8 protein-coding genes and 1 pseudogene are annotated in these 12,316 nt (G+C 57.6%); 5 read left to right on the forward strand and 4 right to left on the reverse strand.

The features are described from left to right. Nucleotides 1–3: 3 nt before the first annotated feature. The 3 genes from fliR (at nt 4) to PSH90_RS07440 (ending at nt 2,308) form a co-directional block, all read left to right on the forward strand. Nucleotides 4–789, forward strand: a complete 786-nt coding sequence (fliR, locus tag PSH90_RS07430; protein ID WP_016771066.1) for a flagellar biosynthetic protein FliR — start codon at nt 4–6, stop codon at nt 787–789. A gap of 3 nt (nt 790–792) precedes the next feature. After that, on the forward strand, nt 793–1,932 hold the full coding sequence (gene flhB, locus PSH90_RS07435; RefSeq protein ID WP_016771065.1) for a flagellar biosynthesis protein FlhB: 1,140 nt from the start codon (nt 793–795) through the stop codon (nt 1,930–1,932). Between the two features lie 139 nt (nt 1,933–2,071). Continuing rightward, nucleotides 2,072–2,308 (forward strand): hypothetical protein, encoded by a 237-nt coding sequence (locus PSH90_RS07440; protein WP_150636666.1) that lies wholly within the window; start codon nt 2,072–2,074, stop codon nt 2,306–2,308. Between the two features lie 237 nt (nt 2,309–2,545). Here the strand turns inward: PSH90_RS07440 and PSH90_RS07445 are convergent. The 4 genes and pseudogenes from PSH90_RS07445 to PSH90_RS07460 form a co-directional block, all read right to left on the reverse strand. Then, nucleotides 2,546–2,763 (reverse strand): annotated as a pseudogene (locus PSH90_RS07445) (hypothetical protein); the annotation flags it as partial. 25 nt (nt 2,764–2,788) lie between these two features. Then, nucleotides 2,789–5,101: an Ig-like domain-containing protein gene (locus tag PSH90_RS07450; protein WP_305382449.1), complete on the reverse strand. Its 2,313-nt coding sequence runs from the start codon at nt 5,099–5,101 to the stop codon at nt 2,789–2,791. Between the two features lie 193 nt (nt 5,102–5,294). Beyond that, nucleotides 5,295–7,496, reverse strand: a complete 2,202-nt coding sequence (locus PSH90_RS07455) for a hypothetical protein (RefSeq protein WP_305382450.1) — start codon at nt 7,494–7,496, stop codon at nt 5,295–5,297. A 276-nt stretch (nt 7,497–7,772) separates the two neighbouring features. Then, nucleotides 7,773–8,132: a DUF6124 family protein gene (locus tag PSH90_RS07460; protein ID WP_217850644.1), complete on the reverse strand. Its 360-nt coding sequence runs from the start codon at nt 8,130–8,132 to the stop codon at nt 7,773–7,775. Nucleotides 8,133–8,755: 623 nt separating this feature from the next. Between PSH90_RS07460 and flhA the strand changes: the two genes are divergently transcribed. Continuing rightward, the gene (gene flhA, locus PSH90_RS07465) at nt 8,756–10,885 is read left to right on the forward strand and encodes a flagellar biosynthesis protein FlhA (RefSeq protein WP_016771062.1); all 2,130 of its coding nucleotides are present in this window, start codon (nt 8,756–8,758) and stop codon (nt 10,883–10,885) included. An 11-nt stretch (nt 10,886–10,896) separates the two neighbouring features. Then, nucleotides 10,897–12,237, forward strand: a complete 1,341-nt coding sequence (gene flhF / locus PSH90_RS07470; RefSeq protein WP_024012117.1) for a flagellar biosynthesis protein FlhF — start codon at nt 10,897–10,899, stop codon at nt 12,235–12,237. The last annotated feature ends 79 nt before the right edge of the window (nt 12,238–12,316 follow it).

Genomic DNA, 12,316 nt, shown 5'->3' on the forward strand with positions numbered 1-12,316 from the left:
GCCATGCAATCGCTGCTTCAGCTGACCGACACCCAGATCAGCACCTGGGTGGCGTCGTTCATGTTGCCGTTGTTTCGCGTGGCGTCGATGCTGATGGTCATGCCGGTGTTCGGCACCACCCTGATCCCGCGCCGCGTGCGCCTGTATTTCGCCGTGGCGATCACCGTGGTCATCACCCCGGCGCTGCCGCCGATGCCCGCCGTCAGCCCACTCGATCTCAGCGGCCTGTTGCTGATCGGCGAGCAGATTCTGGTGGGCGCCGTACTCGGCTTTTCCCTGCAACTGTTCTTCCAGGCTTTCGCCGTCGCCGGGCAGATTGTTGCGATCCAGATGGGCATGGGCTTCGCCTCGATGATCGACCCTACCAACGGCGTTTCGGTGGCGGTGATCGGGCAGTTCTTCACCATGCTGGTGACGTTGCTGTTCCTGTCGATGAACGGCCATCTGGTGGTATTCGAAGTCCTCACTGAAAGTTTCACCACGCTGCCGGTCGGCGGCGGTTTGATGGTTGCGCATTACTGGGAACTGGCCGGCAAACTCGGCTGGGTCCTCGGCGCCGCATTGCTGCTGGTGTTGCCGGCCGTCACCGCACTGTTGGTGGTCAACATCGCCTTCGGCGTGATGACCCGCGCCGCGCCGCAACTGAACATCTTCTCGATCGGTTTTCCGCTGACCCTGGTGCTCGGCCTGTTCATCGTCTGGGTCGGCCTTGCGGATATTCTCAACCAGTATCAACCGCTGGCCAGCGAGGCCTTGCAGTTGCTACGCGAACTGGCACGGGCGCGCTGAGTCATGGCAGAGAGCGAGAGCGGTCAGGACAAGACAGAAGACCCCACGGAGAAACGCAAAAAGGACTCCCGTGAGAAGGGTGAGATTGCCCGTTCCAAAGAGCTCAACACCCTCGCCGTGATGATGGCCGGCGCCTCTGCGCTGCTGATTTTCGGCGGCATGCTTGCGCAAGAAATGATGGACGTGATGCGCCTGAACTTCACCCTGTCCCGCGAAGTGGTCATGGATCAGGGCGCCATGGGCCGGTTTTTGCTGGAGTCGGGCCTGATCGCCTTGCTGGCGATTCAGCCGGTGATGATAACCCTGTTGCTCGCCGCCATCATCGGGCCAATCTCCCTGGGTGGCTGGCTGTTCGCGGCAAGTTCGCTGGCACCCAAATTCAGCCGGATGAACCCGGCCGCCGGCCTCAAACGGATGTTCTCGTTCAAGGCTGTGGTTGAACTGCTCAAGGCCCTGGCCAAGTTTCTGATTACCTTGGGGGTGGCGCTGTTGGTGTTGTCCGCCGACGTCGACGACTTGCTGCGCATCGCCCACGAACCACTGGACATGGCGATCATCCACAGCGTCTTGCTGGTGGGCTGGAGCACGCTGTGGCTGGCCTGCGGTCTGATCATCATCGCCGCCGTCGACGTGCCGGTGCAGATCTGGGAGAGCATGAAGAAGCTCAAGATGACCAAGCAGGAAGTGCGCGACGAGCACAAGGATCAGGAAGGCCGCCCGGAGGTCAAGCAACGCATTCGCCAGACCCAGCGCGAAATGTCCCAGCGACGGATGATGGCGGCGATTCCCGAAGCCGACGTGGTCATCACCAACCCGACCCACTACGCGGTCGCGCTCAAGTACGACTCGGAGAAGGGCGGCGCACCGGTGCTGCTGGCCAAGGGCAGCGACTTCATCGCCCTGAAAATCCGCGAAATCGCAGTGGCCAACAACGTCATGCTGCTCGAGTCGCCTGCGCTGGCGCGCTCGATCTATTACTCAACTGAGCTTGAGCAGGAAATTCCTGGCGGGCTGTATCTGGCAGTGGCGCAGGTATTGGCCTACGTCTATCAGATTCGCCAACACCAGGCGGGCAAGGGCAAGCGGCCGGACCCGTTGAAGGATGATCTGCCAATTCCGCCGGATTTGCGTCGGGATTCCTGACGTTGCTGCGCAGCCTTTTGTCTGAGATTCCCCTTTACTGTCAACTCTGACAGGTGCAGTCGCCGTGATTTTGCAGTTTGATGCAAGATGCAGCTGCGTACTGGCGCGGTCAGGCGAGCGAGTGCAAGGGAGCACGACGATGAAAGGTATTTTCAGCAGCTACGATGAAAAAACCGGCAAAGGCACCATCACGCCGAAGCCGACGGGACGATGCCTTTCCTTTGCCGAAGCCACGGGTTTTTTTCTGACTGCCAAAGAGTACCGATTCAGCGTTCCATTGGCTGAGGCCTTGCAGGCGAAGATCAAAGTGGGCGGCGAAGTCGAGTTCGAATTGCCCAGAACCAAAAATGGGAAAGTGAAAATCCTTCGGTATTGAGCAACCGATCGCAAAGCCCCGAAACGAAAAAACGCCGCCCTTATTCAACGATGCGGCGTTTTCTTATGCCTGAAGACATGCATCGGCTACCGGGTCGCTTTCGCGAGCAGGCTCGCTCCCACAGGTCCGTCGTCTAGACAAAAGGTTTGTGATCGACGCCAATCTCTGTGGGAGCGAGCCTGCTCGTGAAGACGTCAGCCTCCACAGCGCTTTACTCAAGCTCGTCAAAAATCCCTGCTACTGCGGCAACTCCAGATTCTCCAGCACATGACTCACCGCCCGACTCACTGCCAGCTCGCCGAGCACAATTAGTTGCGCGATTCCCAGCAGGGTTCTGCGCTGTGATGCGGATTGAGGTTGGCGAAGTCATTGGTGATGGTTCTGGCCGAGGCAAGGCTGTCGCAGCCGTTGGCCAGCAGGTCTTCACTTTTGGCGTCGGCGGTAACGGCATACAAGGCGATCGCCGCTCCTGCGTCAAACTCATTCCGGTAACAAGCACCAACCATGTGCTTGGGAGTTGTTGCCGGTGAAGCAGGAAATTGTCCAGGCATTTGGATTATTGGTTACTACCGAAAGGTAGTGCCCAGCGCCGCATCCATCAGTTCGGCATAACCAGCCGCCTGCGCTGGACACCAGTGGCCTGAATTTGACTTTAAGAACATCGATGGCTGCATTCGAAACGGGTGATCCACCTATCGAATTCATCCAATTAATGGCTGCACCGATGCTGTAGGTATGGGTAGGTGTCATAACAAGGCGAGTAACATTCTGCACTCTGACGGGGAACGAAACTTCTCGTTGCGTGCTGTTTTCTCGTACCGTAATAGTCGCACTGCCGTTTTTGCAGCCGCTGACCAGTCCGTTGCTGTCGACTGTCGCTACATCTGTAGAACTGGAGAAATAGGCATAGTCACCATCGCCAGAGGTTGGTGAGCGCGTTTGGGTTGTTCCGGGTGCTGGAGTTCCGGTCAGAGCAAGAAAGTCAGCATTGATGTTCAGACCATTAAGCTCCATGAGGACGGTTTCTATGGTGAAAGGATGTAATGCCTTGACGGTATAAATACGCGACGGCAGAACTACCGCCTTAGCGGCATCGGCGACCCCATCAAGGTTTACTTTCACGGTTGTCGTCTGCTTCGTCCCGTCCTTGAGAGCCTTGAGCCATTCAATTGGCGCTTCCACTGACAAGCCGTTCGCTGATTCATTGAACTCTCCCGACCTCACATGCTTGCTGACGGCATTGCCATTCTTGTCAAAGCCGGCACACGTTACCCAAATCGGTTGTCTTGGTTCGAACAGCGGCCATCGCGCCGCAAGAATCCGCGCTTCTGGTGAGAGTTCTGTGGTGTTCAGTAAGTCGCCGGTATTGCCGGCAATGTCAGGCGTCGGCAAACGCGGGTCTCCATCGGCGATTTTCATAACATCAAAATTGGCAGATGGTGATTCGTAGGCTGGTACCCCAGCGCGAATCAAATCCCACCGAAACTCAATCGCCTTGCCATGCCAAGCCGCCAGAAACGCAGCGCTCAATGAAATCTCTGCAATCCCACCAACAAAATCCACCACCGGAAACGGCGGCGCACCGGCCGGCGCGTTCACCTGGACGAATTGAGCCTTATCGTCTTTCTCTGCTGCGAAACCTGTTATCTGAAGCTTCACTCCATCCAGATTAGCCAAAACGTCAATCGGCACAGTGGGCGGGGTCAAGGTTGGGGGTGGCAGGACAAATTGCAGGCCAATGACGGTATACACCTGATAAGGAAACCGCGTGGCGCTAGCGAAGTCATTGCTCTTGTCCTCCGATACCCAGAATTCCAGTTTCAACAGCGATCCTTCTTTCAATTCTTTCAGAAAAGCTATGAGCAGCGGTTTATCCCAGAACCCCTGACTGACCCAGGTCGCATTCACCTTGTGGGTGTCACCATTCCAGAATTGCAGGACGTGCGCCGAGCCGTCGGGTTTCTGGCCGGTGAGCTTCAGCCACACCTGCTGACCGACCTGGATTCCCGTCCAGTTGCGTGCTCGTAGCGTGGCGTCCTGGCCCCTCAGTGCGGCCACGTCGAGCATGCCGTCCACGGCCTCAGCGATTATCGGCGAGTTGTACACCTTCTGATTGGCGGTGATAGTGATCGGGGTCGTCGCCGACTCATTGTTGTTGGTCAATTGATCGCGCACCCTGGCGAAGACCGAATGGGTGCCGTCGCCTATCAACTGCAATTCTGCAGCCGTCAGGGTGTGGTTGATCGGGCTTGTGGGGTTGGGAAATGTGATGCTCCAGGTGCCTATGGTGAGCGTGACCGTGTCGTGAGGCCGTGGGTAACCGACGGTGATCGTGATGACTGCCGTCTGCCCCGGTGCGACGCTGGGTGGATGGCTGACGGTGACGGTAGGCGCCGGGTTGTTGTAGAGCAGCTTAAGTGTGGGTGAGTCAGCGTCGTTACCGCTGGCTCGGGTCACTCTGTAGCGGACATCGTTGACACCGTTTGTGAACCAGCTCGCCGGCACGTGCAAAAGAATGCGTTCCTGCTCCTCACCGGGATAGATGGTTTTGCTGATGCCGGTGTTGACTCCGTTGACAAAAATAGTCACGACGTCATAAGCCGCCATGACCCAATTCCGCAAGCCGGTTATGGGGTCGATGACAAGTTCTACCCCAGATGGAGTGAATGCCGAGAGAGGAAGGCCACCGTCGGCAGTACCTGGAGGCAGCACCGGTGTTATCCATTGCGGGGGGTACACGGGATACAAGGCCAGGGCTGCGTTGGCTTCGGTTGAATAGACTTGAACGCTCATTCTGTTCTCCTCGAACACTGGTGATGAACAATGGCGGGCAAGGTTCATCACAACGCAGAACGAGGCGTCCGTCACCTGTCAGATCTGACAGGTGGGGACGGTTTTCCGACCAATGGTATCGCTTTGTGTGTGTTTTTTTTGCGAACTCCGGAGCTTGGATTAACCTTTTTTATTGATTCAGGTGCGGGGCGGCTTATCGTACACATCTAAAATTGTCGATGGCGATCGCGTCATTATTTGTGATTATTTCCACTCGAGCAACATCAGTGCCTCTAAATTCGATAAGTTGCGCGGGATCTTTTACTGTGGGAGTCAGAAGTTGATATCCTAGGAAAGATCCTTTTGAATCATAATAGTTTGCCCTGTTTGTTACGTTTCCCCAGGCTTGATAAAAGCTGATGTATGTGAATGCATGTTTAAAGTTAAAGTGTATTTGGCAGGTTCCCAGTGATGTAAAAACTACTTGCCTCTCAATGTTTTGTAATGGGGGGTCACCGCTGCCACTTGCCGGCGATATTGATATGGGGTGCGACGAAGATATATTAGTGATAGTGACATACTGCGTTTCGAGTGACTCCCCGGTGTACAGTGCTCGAGACGGCTCATTATCAAAGTTTATGATTATCTCGTTTGGAATTATAATGAGAGTGAGGCTTAACGTCGGAAGCATTATGGTCGGAATGCCGTTGCTTGAGGCAAATTCTACCCATGCTTTAATTTGAATCTCTTCGTTGTCCTTAAGTTTATTGAGCTCGCTTCTTGATAGGCTCTCTATAAAACCGTGTTCGATATTTTCCGCAGTGATTTGATGGTTGGTCAGAAGCTCGATTGTATGGGGGGTGCCAGAGTTGTCGACTCCAATGCACTGTAGATTAATAATCTGATCCGTCGAAATGCCAGTCCAGTGATCTAATGTCACTTCCGCATCGCCCGTGAAGCTGTTTAAGTTTAACGTTTTATTATCCTGTGCCTGGGTCACGTTCGGCGTTGGCAAGCGGGGATCTGCATCAGCGATAATCCTGACATCAAAGCCGGCTATTGCTGATGCCCCGGCCGGTTGTCCAGCGCGAATCAAATCCCACCGAAACTCAATCGCCTTGCCATGCCAAGCCGCCAGAAACGCAGCGCTCAATGAAATCTCTGCAATCCCACCAACAAAATCCACCACCGGAAACGGCGGCGCACCGGCCGGCGCGTTCACCTGGACGAATTGAGCTTTATCGTCTTTCTCTGCTGCGAAGCCTGTTATCTGAAGCTTCACTCCATCCGGATTAGCCAAAACGTCAATCGGCACTGTGGGCGGGTTCAAGGTCGGGGGTGGCAGGTCAAGTTGCAGGCCAATGACGGTATACACCTGATCCGGAAACCGCGTGGCGCTAGCGAAGTCATTGCTCTTGTCCTCCGATACCCAGAATTCCAGTTTCAACAGCGATCCTTCTTTCAATTCTTTCAGAAAAGCTATGAGCAGCGGTTTATCCCAGAACCCCTGACTGACCCAGGTCGCATTCACCTTGTGGGTGTCACCATTCCAGAATTGCAGGACGTGCGCCGAGCCGTCGGGTTTCTGGCCGGTGAGCTTCAGCCACACCTGCTGACCGACCTGGATCCCCGTCCAGTTGCGTGCTCGTAGCGTGGCGTCCTGGCCCCTCAGTGCGGCCACGTCGAGCATGCCGTCCACGGCCTCAGCGATTATCGGCGAGTTGTACACCTTCTGATTGGCGGTGATAGTGATCGGGGTCGTCGCCGACTCATTGTTGTTGGTCAATTGATCGCGCACCCTGGCGAAGACCGAATGGGTGCCGTCGCCTATCAACTGCAATTCTGCAGCCGTCAGGGTGTGGTTGAGCGGGCTTGTGGGGTTGGGAAATGTGATGCTCCAGGTGCCTATGGTGAGCGTGACCGTGTCGTGAGGCCGTGAGTAACCGACGGTGATCGTGATGACTGCCGTCTGCCCCGGTGCGACGCTGGGTGGATGGCTGACGGTGACGGTAGGCGCCGGGTTGTTGTAGAGCAGCTTGAGTGTGGGTGAGTCAGCGTCGTTACCGCTGGCTCGGGTCACTCTGTAGCGGACATCGTTGACACCGTTTGTGAACCAGCTCGCCGGCACGTGCAAAAGAATGCGTTCCTGCTCCTCACCGGGATAGATGGTTTTGCTGATGCCGGTGTTGACTCCGTTGACAAAAATAGTCACGACGTCATAAGCCGCCATGACCCAATTCCGCAAGCCGGTTATGGGGTCGATGACAAGTTCGACCCCAGATGGAGTGAATGCCGAGAGAGGAAGGCCACCATCAGCAGTACCTGGAGGCAGCACCGGTGTTATCCATTGCGGGGGGTACACGGGATACAAGGCCAGGGCAGCGTTGGCTTCGGTTGAATGGACTTGAACGCTCATTCTGTTCTCCAGGAACAATGGCAGGCAAGGTTCATCACAACGCAGAACGAGGCGCCCGTCACCTGTCAGATCTGACAGGTGGGGACGGTTATCCGACCAATGGTATCGCTGAAGGGGTGGGCGCTCCTGCGCCGCCGAGAGGCCTAGCTCGCGCAAGCTGCACTCGACAGGATCTTCAGCCGCTGCAAGATTTGCATCCAAGAAGATCAAAATGTGGGAGCGAGCTTGCTCGCCAAAAGGCCGGCTCTCTCACTCGAATCACTCAGCCGAACCGCATCATCCAGGCAACTCCAGATTATCCAGCACCCGATTTACCGCCAGTTCCCCGAGCATGATCAGTTGCGCAATCCCCATCAGCGTTCGGCGCTGCGATGGTTTGACCAGCCCGGCGAATTCCTGGGCGATGGTTTTGGCCGAGGCGAGGGTTTCGCAGGCGTTGGCCAGCAGGTCTTCGTTTTTTGTGTCGGCGGTGACGGCGTACATGGCGCGGGGGCTGAAGGGTGGTGGGGTCGAGCCGGGTGGGCAGAGGTAGTGGTCGAGGGCGCGATCGGCGGCTTCGTGGAGTTTTTTTGAATCGAGGGATTCGTAGGGGGAGGTGGGGTCGGATTCGGGCGGGTTGGGTGTTGGTTTGATCATGGTGAAGCTCCTTTGAAATGGAGCCGCGACAACCTGTCGCTAAACAGGGAGGGTGGCGGCTGTACGCGGGTTAGCGAACCGGTCAAAGGCACCCGGCAGACCCGAAGGTCTCCCGCATACAGCCACCATGACGAAATCGCGAAAATACAGATCCGCAACGAAGCCTGGAACGCTGATGCACCTTTGACTTGAGTTCGAGTCGCTAAACCCGATCGCTGATTCGTCAGCGACCGGACCACAATAGAATCCGACCCCCAGGTGCACAAGCCGGCGGATTCTGGCTTGGCTGTAGGCAATGGCGCAAGGATTTGTAGCCTTGAGACCGTGTCTGCTGGTGTCTTGTAAACAGCTTCGTTTAAATCGAAAAAAATGCGCCGCATTCGAAGGCCTCTTCGCGAGCAGGCTCGCTCCCACAGGGGCCGTATTCCAAATGTCCGATTGGGAATGCATGTCAAACTGTGGGAGCGAGCCTGCTCGCGAAGGGGCCAGCCCAATCAGCCGATAAATCCCAAGTAAAACCGCTCTATTTCATTCCCCGGCAAAAGTTGGAAAGCTTCTTGCAGTAGCCGCCCTGCGCCCGTTCGGGGCGTCAAAAGTTTGCTTTAAAGGAACGGGGAAAACCGGTGGATCGCACTCAGTTATTCAATACAGCACGCACCAACGTTGCCGACCTCAGTCGAGGCAATCTGGGCGTGCCGTTGTTGCTGCTGGTCATGCTGGCGATGATGATGTTGCCGGTACCGCCGTTCCTGCTCGACGTCTTCTTTACTTTCAACATCGCTCTGTCGATCGTCGTCCTGCTGGTCTGCGTGTATGCGCTGCGGCCGCTGGATTTCGCCGTGTTCCCGACCATTCTGCTGGTGGCGACGCTGCTGCGGCTGGCCTTGAACGTGGCCTCGACGCGGGTGGTGATGCTCCACGGTCAGGACGGCCACGCCGCTGCCGGTAAGGTGATTCAGGCCTTTGGTGAGGTGGTGATCGGCGGTAACTACGTGGTCGGTATCGTGGTCTTCGCTATCCTCATGATCATCAACTTCGTCGTGGTGACCAAGGGTGCCGGGCGGATTTCCGAGGTGAGCGCGCGCTTCACCCTCGATGCGATGCCCGGCAAACAAATGGCGATCGACGCCGACCTCAACGCCGGCCTGATCGACCAGAACCAGGCCAAGTCGCGCCGTCAGGAAGTCGCCCAAGAGGCCGAGTTCTACGGTTCGATGGACGGTGCCAGCAAGTTCGTCCGCGGTGACGCCATCGCCGGCCTGCTGATTCTGTTCATCAACCTCATTGGCGGCATGGCGGTTGGTATCTTCCAGCACGGCATGAGCTTCGGCGACGCGGGCAAGGTTTACGCTTTGCTGACCATCGGTGACGGTTTAGTGGCGCAATTGCCATCACTGTTGTTATCTACAGCAGCGGCGATCATGGTGACCCGTGCTTCCGGCTCGGAAGACATGGGCAAGCAGATCAACCGCCAGATGTTCGCCTCGCCGAAAGCGCTGGCCGTGGCCGCTGGTTTGATGGCGGTGATGGGTCTGGTGCCGGGCATGCCGCACTTCTCCTTCCTGAGCATGGCCGCGCTGGCCGCAGGCGGCGCGTACCTGTTCTGGAAGAAGCAGAACGTCGCCAAGGTCGTGGCGCTGGAAGAGGTCAAGCGTCAGCAGGAACTGCTGCCGTCGCCGGCCCGCGCCATGGAAACCAAAGAGCTGGGCTGGGACGACGTGACGCCGATCGACATGATCGGCCTCGAAGTCGGCTATCGCCTGATTCCGCTGGTGGACCGCAATCAGGGTGGGCAATTGCTCGCGCGGATCAAGGGTGTGCGCAAGAAGCTCTCGCAGGATCTGGGCTTTTTGATGCCGACCGTGCACATCCGCGACAACCTTGATCTGGCGCCGAGCGCGTATCGCTTGACGCTGATGGGCGTGATTCTCGCTGAGGCCGAGATCTACCCGGACCGCGAACTGGCGATCAACCCCGGCCAGGTGTACGGCTCGCTCAACGGGATCAACGCCAAAGATCCGGCTTTCGGCCTGGAGGCGGTGTGGATCGAAATCAGCCAGCGCGCCCAGGCGCAATCGCTCGGCTACACCGTGGTTGACGCCAGCACCGTGGTCGCCACGCACTTGAACCAGATTCTGTACAAGCACTCCAGTGAGCTGATCGGCCACGAGGAAGTGCAGCAACTCATGCAATTGCTGGCCAAGAGCTCGCCGAAACTGGCGGAAGAGCTGGTGCCGGGCGTGGTTTCGCTGTCGCAGTTGCTCAAGGTCCTGCAAGCGCTGCTCGCCGAGCACGTGCCGGTGCGCGACATTCGCAGCATCGCCGAAGCGATCGCGAACAACGCCGCGAAGAGTCAAGATACCGCCGCGCTGGTCGCCGCTGTGCGGGTCGGCGTATCCCGTGCAATCGTCCAAAGCATTGTAGGCACTGAGTCCGAGCTGCCTGTAATCACATTGGAACCAAGGTTGGAACAGATATTGCTCAATAGTCTGCAGAAGGCAGGACAAGGCTCGGAAGAGGGCGTTCTGCTGGAGCCGAGCATGGCCGAGAAGCTGCAACGTTCGTTGATCGAAGCGGCCCAGCGGCAGGAAATGCAAGGCCAACCGGTGATCCTGCTGGTAGCAGGCCCGATTCGCGCGATGCTCTCGCGTTTCGGCCGCCTCGCAGTGCCAGGGCTGCATGTACTGGCCTACCAGGAAGTACCGGACAACAAGCAAGTGACCATCGTTGCGACAGTAGGGCCCAACGGCTGAGGTAGTGGTTTATGCAAGTTAAGCGTTTTTTCGCCGCCGATATGCGTCAGGCCATGAAGCTGGTTCGCGATGAGCTGGGCGCTGATGCCGCCATCATCGGCAACCGCCGCATCGCCGGCGGCGTCGAGTTGACGGCGGCTCTGGATTACAAATTGTCGGCGCTGGCGCCACGGGTTCCGAACATGGAACTCGAAGACGAGCTGCGCAAGACCCAGTCGCGCATCGTCACTGCCCAGGCCGAGCTGAGCCTGCGTGGCGAAGCCGACGGCAACACCAATCAGCAGTTGTTCGCCGGGCTGCCGTTGACCGCAGGCCTGCCGCTGACTGCTGCCGAACCGCTGAGCGAGCCGACCTACGCCGCACCGACGCGCCCGGCCGCAGCGCCTGCGCAGGCCTCGGCGGGCGTCGATCCGCGTGCGCTGGATTCGATGCGTTTTGAATTGAACAGCTTGCGCGAGCTGATGGAAGTGCAGCTCGGCACCCTGGCCTGGAATCAGCTGCAAGGCAGCCGTCCGGCCCAGGCCAATCTGTATCGCCGTCTGCAGCGCATCGGCCTGTCCGGCCCGCTGTCGCGCGATCTGTTGGCGATGATCACCGATATCGAAGAACCCCGTCAGGCTTGGCGCATGCTGTTGGCCCACCTGGCGCGGATGATTGCCGTGCCGGAAGTCGAGCCGCTGGAAGAGGGCGGTGTGATTGCCATGGTCGGCCCCGCCGGCATGGGTAAGACCACCACGCTGGCCAAGCTCGCCGCGCGTTATGTGCTCAAGTACGGCGCGCAGAACGTTGCACTGGTAAGCATGGACAGCTTCCGCATCGGCGCGCAGGAACAATTGAAAACCCTCGGGCGCATCCTCAACGTGCCGGTAACGCACGTCGATCCGGGTCAGTCGCTGGTGCAGGCATTGGATCCACTGCTACGCAAACGCGTAGTTTTGATCGATACTGCCGGCCTGCAAGCCAGTGATCCGGCGTTGCGCATGCAGCTTGAGAGCCTGGCCGGGCGTGGCATTCGCTCAAAAAACTATCTGGTCCTGGCAACCACCAGCCAGAAACAGGTTCTAACCGCCGCTTATCACAGTTACAAGCGTTGCGGGCTGGCCGGCTGCATCCTGACTAAACTGGATGAAACGGCCAGTCTCGGCGAAGTGTTGAGCCTGGCGATCAGTCATGAATTGCCGGTCGCGTACCTGACCGATGGCCCACGGATTCCGGATGATCTGCATCTGCCGCGTCGTCATCAATTGGTCAGCCGCGCCGTCAGCGTGCAAATGCAGGAAGAACCCAGCGAAGAAGCCATGGCTGACATGTTCGCTGATATCTATCACAGCCCGACCAAGCAGGTTGGCTGAGGTAATCATGAACAGTTTTTGTACCTACATCGATGGTCTGCCACGCATTGTTCCGATCAGGAACGCGCAGCCAGTAATG

Origin of the sequence: Pseudomonas sp. FP1762, from assembly GCF_030687105.1 — a bacterium.
GTDB classification, from domain to species: domain Bacteria; phylum Pseudomonadota; class Gammaproteobacteria; order Pseudomonadales; family Pseudomonadaceae; genus Aquipseudomonas; species Aquipseudomonas siliginis.

What these genes read in the sequence shown, in the direction of transcription:
- fliR (WP_016771066.1), top strand. Translation starts at nt 4, where the DNA reads ATGCAATCGCTGCTTCAGCTGACCGACACCCAGATCAGCACCTGGGTG.
- flhB (WP_016771065.1), top strand. Translation starts at nt 793, where the DNA reads ATGGCAGAGAGCGAGAGCGGTCAGGACAAGACAGAAGACCCCACGGAG.
- PSH90_RS07440 (WP_150636666.1), top strand. Translation starts at nt 2,072, where the DNA reads ATGAAAGGTATTTTCAGCAGCTACGATGAAAAAACCGGCAAAGGCACC.
- PSH90_RS07450 (WP_305382449.1), bottom strand. Translation starts at nt 5,101, where the DNA reads ATGAGCGTTCAAGTCTATTCAACCGAAGCCAACGCAGCCCTGGCCTTG.
- PSH90_RS07455 (WP_305382450.1), bottom strand. Translation starts at nt 7,496, where the DNA reads ATGAGCGTTCAAGTCCATTCAACCGAAGCCAACGCTGCCCTGGCCTTG.
- PSH90_RS07460 (WP_217850644.1), bottom strand. Translation starts at nt 8,132, where the DNA reads ATGATCAAACCAACACCCAACCCGCCCGAATCCGACCCCACCTCCCCC.
- flhF (WP_024012117.1), top strand. Translation starts at nt 10,897, where the DNA reads ATGCAAGTTAAGCGTTTTTTCGCCGCCGATATGCGTCAGGCCATGAAG.